Source organism: Pseudomonas sp. DCB_BI (assembly GCF_026240995.1).
In the GTDB taxonomy this organism is placed as follows: domain Bacteria; phylum Pseudomonadota; class Gammaproteobacteria; order Pseudomonadales; family Pseudomonadaceae; genus Aquipseudomonas.
Map to the genome: position 1 here is coordinate 56,359 of NZ_JAPFCG010000012.1, position 15,946 is coordinate 72,304.

The window sequence follows — 15,946 nt, forward strand, 5'->3', positions numbered from 1 at the left end:
TGGCGGCGCTGGGCGTGAATCAACTGCGTATGGGCAACCAGCACATCAAGGCACTTTGGCGTTCCAACTTCAGCCCAGCGTGCCCCCAGTGCGAGCGGGGTGTGCTGCTAAAAACGGAAGGTGACCACCAGGAGTTCGAGCAGGGGCCGCATGGCAAGATGCGTGTCCTGCACAGCTGGGGTTGCAACAACTGCGACTTCGCCTTGCTTGAAGAGGATGACGTCAAGAAGGTCAAGGCGCATGCCGCGCGCTATCGCAACGAGCGCGTCAAGGCGCAGTTGACCACCATCGAACGTGACGAGATCGACCGGATTGCCCGTAACCACCGCTTGCACTCCCGGGCGTTCTTCATTGCCAGCGCTGCTGCGATTGCCGGGTTCGTCTACATGCTGGCGACCGGCGCGGGCATCCTGATTGCCCTCAACTGGCTGTCGATCGGCTTCGCGCTGTGGGTCTTCGGCATGAAGAAATCCTATCGCAGCTGGCAGGTCTCGACCGGGCAGCTGTTTGTCGAGGGCGCGTTCTGGTTTTGGTTCCAGCACCAGAAATGGATCATCTGACCATGATGCGCAAACGGCCCCAGTGGCTGTTCATTCCCCTGCTGTGTTGCGCCATGCAAGCATTGGCCGATGACTTCTATGCCGTGCGCCCTGCGGATATCGACTGCGTCGTGCAGGCCGCGCAGCGCCAGGGTGTGCCGGCCAACGTGCTGTTGGCCATCTCCAGCAAGGAAAGCGGCAAGAACGGCCAAAGCGTGTCGAACCGCAATGGCACCTTCGACCTCGGCCACTTCCAGATCAATACCACCCACTGGGGTCCGAAAGGCGTGTTTGCCGCATACCCGGCGATCACCAAGTCCGATGTTGCCTGGCGCGGTTGCTACAACGCGGAGTTGGCGGCGTGGCTGCTGCGCCAGAAGCTGGACGAGAACAATGGCCAGGACTTCTGGACCCGCGCCGCCAATTACCACTCGCGCACCCGCAAATTCAACGACATCTACAAGAAAGACCTGATCCCGCTGGCGGTGAAATGGGGCAAGTACCTCGAGCGGCAGCGCCACGCCAGGCTGGTGGTCAGCTACCAGTAACGCAGGCCGCCGCAGAACGCCAAGGCTTCTGGGCGAGGGTTACCCCGGGTCGATGAACAAGACAACTTCAGGAGTTTTTACATGAAAGGAATACGCATGGGTGCACGCGCCTGCAAGGCTGGCGGTGTGCTGGTGGCACTGGTTGCGCTGGGTGGTTGTGCCAGCTCTGCCAAGCCTACTACCGAAGACACCGAGGCGTTTGCCAGCCGGATCATCGCCGACAAGGTGTCGGTAGCGGTCAATTCTCAGCACACCTACGTTTCGCGGCTGAACGCCGACCGTGTGCAAGCGGCTTCGCGGCAGGCTGCAGTAGACACCGACCAGGTCGATATCGACTTCATTGGCAAGCCCCAGGAGCTTCTGCAGACCTTCGCCAGCCGTTATGGCTACGCCTATGTCGAGAGCGGCAAGCGCGTCGATCTCAAGCCCATCAACGTGTGGGTGCGCAAGGCAACGCCGATCAACGTACTGAAGGATGTGGGTGCTCAGATCGATACCGGTGCCGATGTGGTGCTGGACAAGAGCACCAACACGCTGCGCCTGATCTACAAGCCGGTACCGCTGGCGCTGGGGAGGGGCTGAACATGGCGATGGACATGCCCCCGATGACTCTCGAGGACGCCGAGCGCCTCTATGACAAACCCGCCTACGTGCAGCAGCAGGGTGACGCCGGTGATGCCAGGTCGGCTATCGAGGCCATGCGTGACGAGAAGAACCAGGCATCGGCCGCGCGCGGCGAAGCCATTCTCGATGCGGCATTGCAGGTGGGGGTGAAGGCTGGCCTGGCGTGGCAGCTGACCAACATCAACAAAGCCCTGAAGCTGCGCGAGCGTGAGTTCGACACCGTCTATGACTTCAGCAGCCTGATGATCCAGGACCGCGTCGTGCCGCCGGTCATCACCGAAGCGCGCCACCTGTACAACCAGGACGGCGACTACACGCTGCGCTTGTCGGGGGCGGCCTACAAGATCGAGTCGCAGGCACGCTTTTCCTCCGTGCCGCCCAGCTGGCGCGAATACCTGAGCTTCCCGCCGCCCACCTTCGACCGCACCTCGTTGGTTTCGGCGCTGGTGCCGCGCTCCGACGAGGAAGAGCGGGTGTGGAAACTGGCCGTGCGCGAGGGCTGGCAACAAGGGGTCGAGCAGGCCAACCTGATGCTGACCTACGGCTTCGACCGGATGAACCGCGATATCGATGGTATGCGCCGTTTCAATGAATTTGCCCGCCACGGCCAGGTCACCATGCCGATCATCTCCGGTGCGGCGATCCCGGTTACCCGGGAAGGGCGGTCGATGGCGGTGGACGAAACCCTGCTGCGCATCACCGCCTTGCCCGAGTTCAACGACAACATGAACGTGTGGCGCAGTTCGATCGCTACTTCGACCATTGCCAACCCGCCCCGCCGTGCGCCGGTAACCGCCGCTGGCAGCCCGGCGCCATCGCCTGCTGCAGCCCGACAGCCTGCGGGCGTTGAAGGGGGGCGGCAATGAAGCAGGACTTCCACGACGACGTGATGATGCTGGAGCCGGGTGCGATGATCGAGCGCCTGGAGCGCCTGACCAGTTACGAAGACCCGTTTCGTTTCGATCGCGCCGACCAGTTCAAGGCCATGATGCTGGAAACCCTGACCCATGGCGTCAGCGACATTTTCATCCAGCCCGCATTGCCGGTGGTGGTGAAGAAGTACGGGCGGATGTATGCGGTCACCCGGCGTGCGCTGGATGTCGGGGAAGTCAACGAACTGCTGAAGATGGCGGCCAACCGGGACACCGCCACCACCGATATCGTCTCCGGCACGGCGGTCAACGAGCGTTACGAGTTGTTCGACCCGGAGCGCAAGGATGCGCGCGGTGCGCGCCTGCGTTATGCCTATCGGGTAAACGCCTCGCCCATCGCGTGCCATGGCGATACCTCGTGTCAGATTGTCATCCGGGCCATTCCCGATGATCCGCCACGCATCCAGGACGTGGGCCTGAGCGAGGAAATCGTCAGAATGGCCACGCCGCGTGATGGCATCGTCTACGTGGCCGGTGCCACCGGCCATGGCAAAACCACCACCTTTGCCGCCATCAACCGCTTCATCCTGGAAAACGACACGCCGATCAAGGGCAACCTGATCAGCCATGAAGAACCGATCGAATTCACCTACGACAAGGTCCAGAGCAAGCATTCGATCTTCGTGCAGTCGCAGATCCCCACGCACTTCAAAGACTTTTACCGGGCAAACCGCGAGGCCATGCGACGTGCGCCTGGCCTGTGCGTAATCGGCGAGCTGCGCGACCAGGAGACCATTCGCGCGGCGGTGGAGCTGTCGCTGACGGGGCACCCGGTGTTTGGCACGGTGCACGCCAAGGATGTGGCGGCGATCATGCGTCGGATGATTTCCCGCTTTCCGGAGCAGGAGCGTGCCACCGCCATCTACGACCTCGTCGATACCAGCCGTTTCATGATGGCGCAGAAGCTTGTGCCGACGGTGGATGGCAAACGCACCGCTGCGCGATCGTGGCTGAGGTTTACCGAGCAGGTGCGCGACACCTTGATGGACCTGACCGACATGGGTCGGGTAACCCAGCGGGTTGCCGAGTTCGTGCGTGAAGAAGGGCATACCTTTGCTGCCGAGGCGGATCGCCTGCTGGCCGCAGGCCTGATCAGCGAGGCGACTGCCCGCGACCTGCGCCACGGCTAAGGTGCTGGCTGCCCATTAATGCTGACTGCAACGAGTTTACGGAGAAGTTATGGCAACAGGACGGTATCACTGGAGCAGATGCGCTCCCCCCGCACGTTTTTTCGTGATCAACGCAAGCGCCGCCTTGCCGTGGTTGATGTTGCTGCTGGTACCGGCGCTGTGGAAGTTTCTGCTGCCCTTGGCGCTGTGCATGACGTTTGCCCTGGTCTACATCGAGGTGGTGAAGAAAATGACCGTGCGGGCGGTGTGCCGCCGAGTCGCAGTGTTCATGGTGGGGCGAGTGCGTACCACGCACAATTTGCTCAAGGAACTGGCCAGGTAGTTGGCAAGACAGACATGACCGGCAGAGTCTTTGTGGCGGCCAGAGGAGGCGTTGAATGAAGCAACAGGGAGGTGGGCAGAAGAGCTTTACCTGGGATGACCCCGCCATTTTGCTCGGGATCATGGCGGTGCTTTACCTCGGGGGGTGGGGTGCCTGGTACTTCGCTCACGACAAGATTGCCAAGGTGTACACCTACATTCGCTACGTCGAGCTGTGGTTGCCGAGTGTGCTGGGTGACTTCGCCGCGCTGCCAGGTATTGCCTCGATCAACCAGTGGGTTGGGCGCATGTGTGCGCCGGAAGGCATCATCGGTGCCTGTCAGCGAGATTTTTCCAGCGTCGCGTGGGGTGAAATCACTTCGTCGTCGCTGTTCATGAATGGTTTTTTCCTGCTGCTGATGGTGATCCTGTCGGTGCGCATGTTCCTGCGTATCAACAAGACCCACCCCAAGCTCAGGTTCACCAAGACGCACAATATCAAGAGCTTTGTGCAAGAGAACAAGGCGCAGTACCCGCACCTGCGCATGTTCGCCGAACTCGACCTGATCGCACAGCCGCTGGACCACCCCGTGTTCGGCATGTCGCAGACCTCCCGCCAGTTTGCCTACCGGCACTTGCTGATCAGTGGTTGGCAGGAGCAATCGGATCGCAGCTGGGCCCCAACCCTGGATCGCGAGAAAACCACCGAGGTGATGCGTCGCCAGTTGGGCCAGCACTGGACCCGGGTTGCCAACCTGACGCCGGCAGAAACACTGCTGGTGGCGATAGCGTTGCCGCGGGTGGTCGCCACCGATACAGCGCTGGATGACAATGCTTTCAAGGCGGCCATGGCCGACAGCGACTACATGGTTGCCTGGTGCTGGGACCAGTTCAAGGCACCTGTCGGCAAGGCCGAGCAGCGGGGCGATCTTTATGCCTGGCTGAAGCCCGAAGTGCCGCTGGAAGAGCCTCGGGCGATCATCCAGAAGTACATCAAACACCCCAATGCCAGTGCGATACTGCACGCGCACGCATTTGTCCGCACCATCATCTTTGCCATGTTCTTCCAGGCGCGCCGCCTGGGTGTGCTGCCCCCCGCAGAAATGCGCTGGCTGCGTTTCTTTGACCGTGACATGTGGTATGCCCTGCAGACGATCGGGCGCCAGGCCGGTTTCCCGGAAGCGCCGGGGATCCTGTCGCATTTCCTGTATGAGTGCAAAGCGGGTGTATCACTGGCGGAGCCCCAGCTGGACAAGGCAGTCAACGGTCTTGAGCTGGCGATGTCTGCGTACAAGTATTCCGAGGCCGACAAGAAGCGCTACGAGGACCTGCAGCAGGAAAGGTATGCCGCGGCACAAGGGGCAGCGCTCGATGAGGGGGCTGCTTGAAGCGCCAGTCTTGAAGGTTTGGATAGAAGCAAAGGGCCATCTATATAGATGGCCTTTTTTTGTTTTTTTGGTGCCTTTTTTTGCTTTTTTGTTAGAATACGGTCGTATTGGATTCTTAATAAGGACATCGAGCCATGAAGGGTGTGATTGCAAGACCTGTCGCCATGCTGGCGGCGCTTGTGGCGGGGGTTTCCGTCGCCCATGCCGCCCCGGCACAACCGGCGGACCTCTCTGCCTTCATCACCGCTCAAGGCACTGCACAGGTAAACCCCGCCCAACAGGAGCTTGATGACTTGACCGCGCAGCGGGTGTCGCGCTATGGGCGGATCGTCAGCGCCCGGCCGGTGGGCCTCGGCGGGCTGACCGCCTGGACTGTTGAAAAGAACGGCCATCAAGTGGTGCTTTTCAGTACGCCGGACTCTGCGGTGCTGTTCACCGGCGTGGCCTGGAATGCCGAAACCGGCAGCAATATCTCCGATGCCTTCCTGCCTGGCGTTGCCCAGGCCGTCGTCGCGCCGCCTGTTGCTGCCCCGGTCGCTGCCGCGCCAGCTGCGCCGCAGATGTCACCCGTTGAGGCGCCGAATGTGCGCGAAGCCGCCGCCATGGACGGCAGCTTCAAAGGCGCGATCCCGGAGTCGATGAAAACTGTCGACTCCCTGGCAGGCATCAAGGAAGGCAAGGGGGGTATCGGCGATACCGTCTACATCATCATCGACCCGCGTTGCCCGTACTGCCGCGAAGCATACAACCTGACGAGGGCTTACGCAGCCAAGGGCCACTCCATCAAGTGGATCCCGTCCGCGGCGCTGGGTAACCCGGCAGACGGCGTACCGCTGGCCGCCACCATTCTGCAGGCCAAGGATCAGAAGATGCTGGCGCGGGTGCTGGGCAAGCATGAGCAGGTGCGCTCCGAGCCATCGCCGGAAACCGTCGAACAGCTGAGCACCAACCTGGCGTTTCTGTTCGCCGCATTCGAACACAACGGCAAGGAACAGGCTGGTGTGCCGGCTGCGTTCTTCATCGATCACCGTACAGGGAAGCCAAGGATGATGACCGGCCTTTCACAGGCGGTCGTGCTTGAAGACATCTTTGGAAAACTTTAAGGAGCAAAGTACATGAAAGCCAAAGTGCCGAACTTTGAGTTCGACCCCAGTATCCGCATCTTCGGTTCGGGCGAGCACCTGCTGGTGGTGTTCGACAGCCAAAGCCCCCATGACGCACAGCGGGCTACCCGTACCGTGCGTATCACCGGGGCGTTCCAGCAGCTTTCGCTGGTAGTGGTCGGCTTCGACGCGGCTGAAGACGATGGCCATCAGCGGGTGCTCAAGGGTAGCGTCAGCCTGGCGATCGAGGGCGATGGCGGGCTGCAGGTCAGTCACGAACTGGCGGCCCTGCAACTGGTGTTTCATGCCGAGGCAGACCGCAAGGGTGCGCTTACCCATATCGAGCCTGCGCTGGTTGCCTACACCGTACGCCAGGCCCTTTCGGAATGCCTGAACGAGGCCCTGAACGACTACTTCCAGCGCCAGGAAGCTGAAAGGGCGTCTGTGCCAGCAGAGGTCGTGCGCCCGGTTCCGTTGACTGCTTCGCCGTACCAGGGTGCAGCGCCGCAGCCTTCGCGCAAGGCCTTGCGCGAGCAGGCCGCAAGCAGTGCCGAGAGCCAGGCCAGGTCACGCCGGCGCAAGACCGCGATGGCCTGGCTGGTGCCGCCTTTGGTGGTAATTGCGGTGATGGCGACCATGTCTCATCTTGCTTCCTCCCAGGCGCCGATTGAAAATGCTGTCGCGCAGCAGATGGCGAACGACCCGGAGTCGATCAAGGCGCAGGTGGAACTGACCAAGCAGACCCTGCAGTCCATGGGGCTTGATCCAGGTCAGGGCGGTGACATTGGGTGCCTGGCACCGCAATGATTGCCATTGCTTCCTGCTTCACGGATGGGGTATGCCTTTCGCTGGTTTGCGGGCGCGTAGAATGGCGGGGAGCCCTCTCGCGTCGCCCGAATGCTGCCTTACGGTGCCGAAGGAGGATCTTTTCCAGGATTGGAGAATGAGAGCGGGCCGGGCCTAAGAAGCCTGGTGCTGCTGTTCTGCTTGAGCGGAGTGTGTATGCCTGCGCAGGCACTTTAAGACTATTTTGGATTGGAAATCTTAGGTACGTATATGCGACCAGCGAATGAAGTTAAAGACGGGGCCAAGTTATTGTCCCTTGCCCAGGGCCTGAGGTCGCTGCTGGTCCCCTCGCCAGATGTACTGGCCGACACCGTCAAAGAGTTGCACCCGTTGGTCAACCTGTCCGACAAGGTGCTGCCTCTGAAGTCGTATTTCAACATGGTCCAGGACATCCAGCGGGCCAAGCATACCCAGGCCGCCATGCGCGCTGCCGACGAGCCGCTTAGCCGCGAGGCTATTCAGCAGGGCGTGTCGCGCAAGCTCTGTACCGAAGACATCTTCATGGTTGCCTGTTCGTTCCTGGAAGTGGAAATCGCCAAACAAGGCTCGGTGTACTACCTGAGCGGCGAATCACCCGATTTCAAGGAAACCAAGAAGAACCGAAACCCGCTCGACTTGTCCGACGAGGTCGTATTGAAGAACCTCTCGAGTGGCCTGGCGCGTCCGGACACCGATCGCGGGGCTGTAGAGCGGGGGCAAATCGACAGCGGTTTCAACCACCTGGTGCGGCTGAACCAGTTGCATAACCTGATGGTGGAGTCGGTGCGGTTGATGAAGGCGGACGAGCGCCTGACCAAGGTCGATATCCGCAAGAAATTCAACATTTCGCACACGGACTACGAGCGCATGATGTCGATGGCGCGCCGTTCCGGGCTGATTTCGTTCCGCAACCGCAAAAAGGACCCGTCCAACTCCTACACCTTGCGCAATGACAACCATGAGCGGGTGTCGGAGCACGCCAAGAACTTTGGCCACACGCCGCAGAAGATGCTGAACAAGATTCTGGATGACTTCTTCGGAATGCTGGAAAAACGCAAAAAGCACGAGGACTGATTTACATGGGGATCCAGGGCCATAAGGACGTCGGGCCGGCAATAAGTGCAGGGGAGCGGGCCCGTGTAGCGCGGGCGGCCAGGCAGGTGGTGGGGTATGCCAACTTTCTGCGCTGGACGGCGAACTTCAAGCGGGACGAAGTGCTGCGCCATCCTGAGCACGACCGCGTGATACTGCTCTCGCCCATGCAAAGTGGGCGTTTCAGCTTTGCCCTGGAGGGCGACACTTTGTATGTCGGTGTCCAGCCATTCGAGGCAGCCTGGGCTTCGTGCATGCCTTTCGAAGCTGCCTACGTCTCTGACCGGCTGTACCTGTCGGTGGAGGGCGTGAACTTCATGGATTCGCGCATGCCGCCGCTGGCGCTGGGTATCTTCGTCGACGAGGGTGAAAAGCGCGCGCTCATGGCCGCGGCTCGTTCCATCCAGTTCGTGCAGGTGTCGGTCCGTGACGGCTACGTGGTCGAGGTGGGCGAGCCGTGTGGCGAACCTGTCGAGATGCGCACAGGGGACGTGGTGCGCCAGCTGCGCGAGACCCGCCAGGCGAAGGTGCAGCAGCAAGACATGGGGCGGTTCTTCTGATGCGCTCAAGCAGACATTTCAAGTAAGGATACGTGCATGACCAAGTGTAAATTCCTCCTGCCCGTGCTGGCCGCCGTGGCAATGGCGGGCTGTGTCACGACCGAGCAGATGCCGGACGGGAAGACCAAGATTCGTTTCTCGGACGAAGCGGTCAGCTCGCTGACTTCGATGATGCCCAGCGGCCTTGTTACCGCTGTTGGTGGCGGGGCAAGCAGCGGCGAGCTGGACTTGATCCCGACCAAAAGCCTGGCCGGCAGCGGGCTCTACCTGTATTTCAATGGCCGATACGACTTCGCCTGCGCGAGCGCCTTGCTTTACAGTGCGAAATCCGGGCAGGACCTGGACAAGAACACCAATGCGTCATGTCGCGACAGGTATTTCCAGCGTCAAGCGGAACTGAAGCTGGCGGGTAGCCCTTATGACAGGGCCGCGCCTAGCTATGATGCGCGCAACCCACCTGATGCTTACTGGGGCAAACTTAAGGGCCAGACCCTTGCCCAGCTGGCAAGTACGCAGCAGTTTGCTGCGCGCTTCACGGCAATTCCGCGCATCGACAGCAATGGCAGCATCACCATAACGCCAGGCTTCATGGGCGAGGGAAGTGGGCGGCATGTGGCCGTGGTTACCACCCCTCACCGAATTCCGGTTGTCATGGATGATGCCGGTTTCGCGACGCAGATGCGCTCGCAGGCAAGCAGACTCAACACCCGATCCGGTGAGTGGACCACGTGCGATGCAGTGCTTGCCTACACCTCCACAAAGGACAGGGGTCGGCGCCCGGCTACTATCTCGGCGAACGAGTATTTGCAGTATGAGGTGCAGTTCACGGTTGCTTCGATGTCGTGCCGTGATGGTTTGCGCACCTACAAGAGCGCCTCACAGCAGGCCGCCGTGCGCTAATCCGTCTCTGTGAATCGGTGGGGCGGGGGGCGGCGCTTATGGCGCCGCATTCCAGGCATCGTCTGCTGCCGCCACCGCCTCGTCGATGCCGGAAGTATGCATATCTGCGGCGTTCAGCCAATTCTGATTGAGGTTTGCTTGCTGCGCTGCGTGGTCGTGAGCAAACTCGCGCTGCACGATAGCTTCTTCAATCCCGCTGACGAGCGCTGGCGAAGCCGTACCATATTCGCCTAGCAGCGCTCGTGAGGCCTCCGGTGGAAGCTGATTCACGGCACTGCGTAGCTGTTGGCCGTAATCGGCCAGTGCGGGCTGTTTGGCAATGACGATTTCCGCCGCTTGTGACGGAAAAACGGAGGCGGTGAAGCTCTGGAAGTCCTGCGCGTTCGGCATGGTTTTGTCCTTAGGGGCCGTACCCATCCAGGTCCTCGCTGCGCGACAGCGAAGGATTGGCGTAACGGGCAAATGTCTTGTCAAGGTCGGCAGCCAGATAGGCTTGTTCGCTATGGCGTAATAGCTGCTTCATGAAGTCGCCATCCGAGGCCACTGCAATCACTTGGTCGCGCAGGTTGGCCAGCAGCCCCTCTCGATCGGCTCGAGAGCCGGGAGCTTGGTCGATTGCTTCGATGGCGCTGGTCAGTGATTGGCGCAGGCCGGTTTCCGCTTCGCGCTTGTCACCTGCGCCTGCGGCTTCGAACACCACGCCGCTGATCACCGCGCGATGGATGGCTATGAATGCATCGGCCTCGGCTTTACGGCTTTGCATGACCCGGTCGGAACGCAGGGTGTGCGGTGGCGTATTACGCAGCCACGCCGATTCCTGCTCGCCCAGGGCGTCAATCGTCTGGCGAATTTTTTGGCCGTCAGGACCTTCCCGTAACGCGGCTTGCGCTACGTTTTCCAAGCTGATTGCCGGGTTGCCAGAGGCCGCTATGGCTCTGTCTCGCATGGACCCGGCACCGATCACGAATCGGCTGGCATCGCGTATTGATAGCTGCATCTATGTCCGTCGTTTTTTCACAGGGCTTGAACGCGCCCGAACCAGTCTGCATTCAGCGGTATCTGCTTCTCTGCGCGGTTCGCCGTAATTGCGTCGCGCAGGCATGCGGATCTCGTTAGCTCCTCCGCTGACGTGCTGCGGGTAAACCCATGCGAACCCTAAGGGTTCATCTGCTTGAATGACCTTAGCATTTTTGCTTTCACAATTCTTGTGGGTGCGCTTTAAAAATCGTTTTTTTTGGTTACTTGAAGTATCCCAGTAGATCTCGTTGAAAGCAGGGCCTTCCTCGTCGAGCACAATGCCTGTGCTGATCGGGCCTGCCTGGCTCCAGCGCCCGTAACATGGGTCTCCCGTCAATTCTTCAACTGCCTTTGGCGCAAAGCGTCGCTGGCGTGCGCTTTGCCTACCGAACCGCCGTCAAGCGACCTGAAATGCCTCGGTCAACGCTAAATTGACGCCTGAAAACTGGCTGAGTTTCCTATGAAAGCACCATCTGAAGAAAGATCAACCCGGCAAGGATTCTTCTCGTTCAGATGTGCAGGTTATCACGGTTTTTTCGCCTTTAATCGCTGATTTGGTGGCAAAATGCCAATGTTTACACGACTTTACATTTCCTTACGTAGTCCTTGCGGCATCGGTAGCTACAAGTACTTGTCGGCCTGTTTCGGTTTTTTGTTAGTTTTCTTTCATAACAATATTTTGATAAATGAGTGATTTCTGGTTTAAGATTGCCTGGCTTTGGATATCTGATGGGTCGCGGCTTGTAGCGTGACGCCATGGCTCAGGCTCGAAAGCAACGCTGTGCAGGCAACGCTTGCCGGGCTGCTCGACAGCTCAACTCAAGGACGACGGAGCATTCCAAGGGGAATTCGTCGCGAACGATTCAGATCAACCGTCCGCAACTCGATTCAGGTAGGTATCACAAATGGCCCAGATGCCGTTTTCTCCATGCAGCGACCCAAGCGCGTGTACCGATCAGTCGGTCGCGATGCTTGGCAGGATATTCGGCCCGGTCATCGACTCGCTGGTCATGGGCACCGACCCCAACTCTGTGGAGTCGGGCGCGAACATCCTTGCCACCATGTTCGGCTTCTTCAACAGCGGCATCCTGATCATCGGCTCGCTGATCGTCTCGTACGTGGCGGTGATGGGGGTAACCAACACGGCCAATGATGGCGAGGCAATGGGCAAGAGCTGGTCGTCCTTGTGGACGCCGGTGCGGATCGTGGCAGGTGGCGCCGTGTTGCTGCCGACCACCAGCGGTTTCTCTTTCATCCAGCTGATCGTTCTGATGTTTTCCCTGTGGGGCATCGGCTTTGCCAATGGCACCTATAAAGCTGGCATGGCCATCGGGGTCCTCTCGGCAGACGGTATCGTTCAGGGCGTCAACCAGGCAGGAAACTTCTATGGGCTGCGTGATTTCGCACGCCAGTACATTGGCGTTTCCTACTGTGCCAAGGCTGCAAATGCCATCTATGCGGGACCCACTCCGGCCGACGTGCCGAAAGTTCAGGCCAAGAGCGAAAGTATCAGCGAAGGCGTCAGCAAGCAGGCTGCCGACAAACGAGTCGAGATAGATGGCCGGTTCGAGTCCACCTTCCTCCTCAAGGACCGGAATGCGGTGACCAACCTGGCCGGTGGTCAGCCTTTCTGCGGTACGGTGAAGCTGTCCTCGTACATGGCCCAGACGAAATCCGATGCTATTCCCCAGGCCCTGGAGAAGGTGCGTCAGCAGGTGCAAGGGCAGAAGATCGAAGCCGCCGGCTACCTGATGGCAGATCTGGACGCGTGGGTCGACTCGTGGCCTGTGAGCATCAATGATTCAGGCTGGGAAGATGTCGATTCCGACCGTTTCAACCAGATTGTGAAGACCTGGGAGAACCATATCGCCACTGCGCTCGTCAATGAAGTCAACAACGAGCAGGGTGAGGTGGATAGTGGGCTGAAAGACTTCCTGAAAACCCTCACCGACGATGGCTGGGCAGCCGCTGGCGGTTGGTTCCAGCGCGTTGGCATGGTACGCGGCCAGATTGCAGGCGTGCTTGCGGAACCGGTCGGCTCCGTAGGCGCACCGTCTTTGGTCGGTTTGCCTGTGGATGCGCGTTATATGTTGCTGAGCAATAGCGTGACCACCGTTACCGAGGCAATAAACAAGAAGGCTGAAGAGAAGGATACTTACACCAAGGCCAAGACCACCAAGCCGGAAGACTTTGCCAGCCTCATACCCAAGGACCCCAAAACCGATATCAACGTGGGTTCGCTGCGGGCAGACATGGACAGCAAGATGTCATCGTTCGTCAACGGAATGATGCTGAATGTGGTGCAGATTGCCACCGGTGCCGGCAGCAACGGGCAGACGCCGCTCTGCGGAACGGCAGGACAGATGGGGGGGTCGCTCAACCGCATGAAGTGCGTGGGCGACTATCTGAGCGTTGCGCGCGCCGGGATCCTGCTTGCCGATGTCGCGATCAAGACCACGACCACGGCTGTGCGCTTGCTTGCGGGTACGGTTTCCGCAGCAAAAGTGTTGGGTAACGGCCTGGAGGCGGACAAGATCGTCACACCGCTTTGGGACTGGGTGATCGAGGTGCCAATCAAGCAGCTTGCGTTGATGGCCAGTTACATCGAGCCTCTGGCCTTTTACTTCAGTGTCTTCCTTCCTAGCCTGCCGTACACGCTGTTCATGATCGTATTCGTCGGTTGGGTGCTCGCCGTATTGCAATCGATCATCGCTGCGCCGCTATGGGCTGTGATGCACATGACGCCGGACAGAACGTTCGTGGGGTCGCAGACGCAAGGTTACTTACTGCTGCTGTCACTGTTCGCCCGCCCTGCGCTTGCGATTCTGGGGTTGTTCGCGGCGGTGCTGGTGTCCGACCCCGTGATCGACTACATAGCCACGGGCTTTTTCGCCATGCGCGGTGCAGTCGTGTCCTCGACGGGGGGAGTGGGTGTCATTGCGGAATTCTTGACGTTTGCCTGGTGGTTCATGGTGTTCGGGCTGACGCTGCTGCCCGTGCTGTACATGATCTTCGGCCTGCCGCAGACCTTGCCTGACCAGGTGCTGCGCTGGATCGGCGCGGGTATTGGTGACCTGGGTGAGACCAATGCGACTGGCCAGATGCGCGGCGGCATTGCTGCCGCAGGGGGGAGCATCAGTGGTACTGGCACGGGCATGCGCCTGGGTCGTGATCAAGGCAAGCTGCCCCCGCCGGATGGCTCCTCACCCGGTGGTGGGTCAGGCGGCGGTGGGTCAGGTGGCGGTGGGTCAGGTGGCGGAGGGTCCCGTGGTGGTTCCGGCGACAAAGCGGCGCTTGTCAACGCCAACGGTCAGGGGGTTGGCGGACCGGCCGCTGGCGACTCGAGCGCAAAAGCCGAGGCTGAGTCGGGAGACAAACGAACCTTGGGTGAAAAACGCACCGACGCTGCTGGGGTAGCGCTGGGGCGGGCCATCGCGGGTGGCACAGCTGCCACCGGCAGGACCATGCGCAGGGCCGGCAGTGTTGCCTTGTCCGCTGGGCGTGCTGGCGTAGATTCCTTCCGCGAGTCTGGGGCGGCCTCGCTGGGAGGGCGGGTACGTGATGGCGTTGCCAACGGTGTGCTGACTGCAGGCGCGGGTCTGGCGTCTACAGCAGGTGCCGCCGGGGCCGACTACAAGCAAGCCTTCAGCACAGCAGGTGCTGAGGGCAAGGCTGCGTATAACGAAGGCGCGGATTCGCGAATTCAGGCGTACCAGGATTCTCTGAGCGGTGGCTCAGCCCCCGCCGGGAGCGACACGACTCAAGAGCAGGACGCCTCGCCTGACGCGCAGGCGGAAAGTGCCGGCGCACAGGGTCAACAGTTCAATGAGGCTGCGCTTCCGGCCGGGGCTGACTCGGCAAACGGCAAAGGCGACGACGGCGAAAGCCGATGAGCGGCAGCGATGTGGGGATGCAGATATTCAGGCACTGGGTGGGTGCAGTTAAGGGATGGCAATTTGCTAGCCTGGGCGGAATTTTACTCGCCCCGGGTTGTCTTGGACGGTGACGCGCAATCGTGTGCGTATCTTGATACCTGACTCGGATCGCTTGGCGGAGGCTTGGCATGGATGACAATCAACTGGAAGACCAGCTTCGACGGCTTCTGACCGGCCTGGCAGACCAGGCCATCGTGCGCGGTGAGCAGTTTATCTACGATGGTGGTGAACTGTACGCTGATGATGTGGCGGAAATCGGCCTGGTGGCAGTGCTGTGCATCGCCCAGGCGCTGTCCGAACGCGCGGGGTTGGGCGGGTTTGGTTATCAGTTTCAGCTGGCTGCGCCGGCCAATCCGGTTTTTCCTATTCATGCCAGCGCTCCGCAGGTGCTGCCGGATTTCTTCAAGGTGGCGCCTTTTGTTTCTGCGGTTTTTCACAATGAAGTAATGGGTGCCAGGCAGGATCTGACAATTCTTTACCATGCTGCTGCTCAGCGGTTGCAGCAAGCGGGCTAGCCGAGCGGGCAAGCTTCAAGTACTGAAGCAGCCTCGGTAATCTGGATTTGGTATGTTGCATGAGGATGTTCATATGCAAGACGAAGACAACTTGGGCGACAACAAGGGCACGGGTGTTGAGTTGCCTCCCGGCGTATTTCCACCGATGCCAGGCTACACCACTGGGGACCTAATGGCAGTTGCCAACGCCCCTGTGGAGGCACTGCTTGAAGCGCACAATATTGATCCCGGTCTGATCCGTGAAACTGTTATCGCGCTGGCCGAGCATCTGTACCAGGCATTTGAGAGGGACGACATTCAATACCAGATCGCCACGTGGTATCAGAAGCCGTATGACGAGCCCTGGATGCGCAAGCGTAGTGTCGAAATAATTGCCGAGCAGTTTGCCATTGTCACCGTGGAGGCGGCTGCGGATTCATTGGACGGCTCACCGTTGCGGGCCTTGGGCAAGGCGTTTTTCGGCGACTTTATCGAACGGGCCGGTGCGGCCATAAAGGCCCATATTCTGAAGTTGAATGAAGGCTGACGCTTGCAGTTG

Annotated in this window: 17 protein-coding genes; 15 read left to right on the forward strand and 2 right to left on the reverse strand. The window is 60.1% G+C overall.

Going from position 1 to position 15,946, the window contains the following annotated elements:
• The first annotated feature begins 14 nt into the window (after nucleotides 1–14).
• The 12 genes from OO258_RS14615 (at nucleotide 15) to OO258_RS14670 (ending at nucleotide 9,941) form a co-directional block, all read left to right on the forward strand.
• Complete coding sequence (locus OO258_RS14615) at nucleotides 15–560, forward strand: hypothetical protein (RefSeq protein WP_266031164.1); 546 nt, start codon at nucleotides 15–17, stop codon at nucleotides 558–560.
• A gap of 2 nt (nucleotides 561–562) precedes the next feature.
• Nucleotides 563–1,087 carry a transglycosylase SLT domain-containing protein gene (locus tag OO258_RS14620; protein ID WP_266031165.1) on the forward strand — a complete coding sequence of 175 codons (525 nt, stop codon included), beginning with the start codon at nucleotides 563–565 and terminating at the stop codon, nucleotides 1,085–1,087.
• An 81-nt stretch (nucleotides 1,088–1,168) separates the two neighbouring features.
• Nucleotides 1,169–1,669 (forward strand): DotD/TraH family lipoprotein, encoded by a 501-nt coding sequence (locus OO258_RS14625; protein WP_223279199.1) that lies wholly within the window; start codon nucleotides 1,169–1,171, stop codon nucleotides 1,667–1,669.
• Between the two features lie 14 nt (nucleotides 1,670–1,683).
• On the forward strand, nucleotides 1,684–2,577 hold the full coding sequence (locus OO258_RS14630; protein ID WP_266031167.1) for a type IV secretory system conjugative DNA transfer family protein: 894 nt from the start codon (nucleotides 1,684–1,686) through the stop codon (nucleotides 2,575–2,577).
• On the forward strand, nucleotides 2,574–3,773 hold the full coding sequence (locus OO258_RS14635) for an ATPase, T2SS/T4P/T4SS family (protein ID WP_014592463.1): 1,200 nt from the start codon (nucleotides 2,574–2,576) through the stop codon (nucleotides 3,771–3,773). The genes OO258_RS14630 and OO258_RS14635 overlap by 4 nt, the downstream gene beginning before the upstream one ends.
• A gap of 103 nt (nucleotides 3,774–3,876) precedes the next feature.
• On the forward strand, nucleotides 3,877–4,095 hold the full coding sequence (locus OO258_RS14640) for a hypothetical protein (RefSeq protein WP_266031169.1): 219 nt from the start codon (nucleotides 3,877–3,879) through the stop codon (nucleotides 4,093–4,095).
• A 55-nt stretch (nucleotides 4,096–4,150) separates the two neighbouring features.
• Nucleotides 4,151–5,461, forward strand: a complete 1,311-nt coding sequence (locus OO258_RS14645) for a type IV secretion protein (protein ID WP_266031171.1) — start codon at nucleotides 4,151–4,153, stop codon at nucleotides 5,459–5,461.
• A gap of 134 nt (nucleotides 5,462–5,595) precedes the next feature.
• Nucleotides 5,596–6,564, forward strand: a complete 969-nt coding sequence (locus OO258_RS14650) for a hypothetical protein (RefSeq protein ID WP_266031172.1) — start codon at nucleotides 5,596–5,598, stop codon at nucleotides 6,562–6,564.
• A gap of 12 nt (nucleotides 6,565–6,576) precedes the next feature.
• Nucleotides 6,577–7,371, forward strand: a complete 795-nt coding sequence (locus OO258_RS14655; protein WP_266031173.1) for a hypothetical protein — start codon at nucleotides 6,577–6,579, stop codon at nucleotides 7,369–7,371.
• A 288-nt stretch (nucleotides 7,372–7,659) separates the two neighbouring features.
• A complete protein-coding gene (locus OO258_RS14660) occupies nucleotides 7,660–8,463 on the forward strand; it encodes a hypothetical protein (protein ID WP_256590642.1) in 804 nt (267 codons plus the stop codon).
• A gap of 5 nt (nucleotides 8,464–8,468) precedes the next feature.
• Entirely contained in the window at nucleotides 8,469–9,041 is a 573-nt protein-coding gene (locus tag OO258_RS14665; RefSeq protein WP_266031174.1) for a hypothetical protein, read from the forward strand.
• A gap of 36 nt (nucleotides 9,042–9,077) precedes the next feature.
• Nucleotides 9,078–9,941, forward strand: a complete 864-nt coding sequence (locus OO258_RS14670) for a hypothetical protein (protein ID WP_110746326.1) — start codon at nucleotides 9,078–9,080, stop codon at nucleotides 9,939–9,941.
• A 36-nt stretch (nucleotides 9,942–9,977) separates the two neighbouring features.
• Here the strand turns inward: OO258_RS14670 and OO258_RS14675 are convergent, their stop codons facing one another.
• Together OO258_RS14675 and OO258_RS14680 are read right to left on the reverse strand one after the other, a co-directional pair.
• Nucleotides 9,978–10,331: a hypothetical protein gene (locus tag OO258_RS14675; RefSeq protein WP_110746328.1), complete on the reverse strand. Its 354-nt coding sequence runs from the start codon at nucleotides 10,329–10,331 to the stop codon at nucleotides 9,978–9,980.
• 10 nt (nucleotides 10,332–10,341) lie between these two features.
• Nucleotides 10,342–10,887 (reverse strand): hypothetical protein, encoded by a 546-nt coding sequence (locus OO258_RS14680; RefSeq protein ID WP_256590644.1) that lies wholly within the window; start codon nucleotides 10,885–10,887, stop codon nucleotides 10,342–10,344.
• 976 nt (nucleotides 10,888–11,863) lie between these two features.
• Here OO258_RS14680 and OO258_RS14685 point away from each other — a divergent pair.
• The 3 genes from OO258_RS14685 to OO258_RS14695 all read left to right on the forward strand — a co-directional run bounded on the left by OO258_RS14685 (nucleotide 11,864) and on the right by OO258_RS14695 (nucleotide 15,934).
• Nucleotides 11,864–14,851 (forward strand): DotA/TraY family protein, encoded by a 2,988-nt coding sequence (locus tag OO258_RS14685; RefSeq protein WP_266031175.1) that lies wholly within the window; start codon nucleotides 11,864–11,866, stop codon nucleotides 14,849–14,851.
• Nucleotides 14,852–15,021: 170 nt separating this feature from the next.
• Nucleotides 15,022–15,408, forward strand: coding sequence for a hypothetical protein (locus OO258_RS14690; RefSeq protein ID WP_110746335.1), 387 nt, complete (start codon nucleotides 15,022–15,024; stop codon nucleotides 15,406–15,408).
• Nucleotides 15,409–15,481: 73 nt separating this feature from the next.
• Nucleotides 15,482–15,934 carry a hypothetical protein gene (locus OO258_RS14695; protein ID WP_266031177.1) on the forward strand — a complete coding sequence of 151 codons (453 nt, stop codon included), beginning with the start codon at nucleotides 15,482–15,484 and terminating at the stop codon, nucleotides 15,932–15,934.
• Nucleotides 15,935–15,946: the final 12 nt, after the last annotated feature.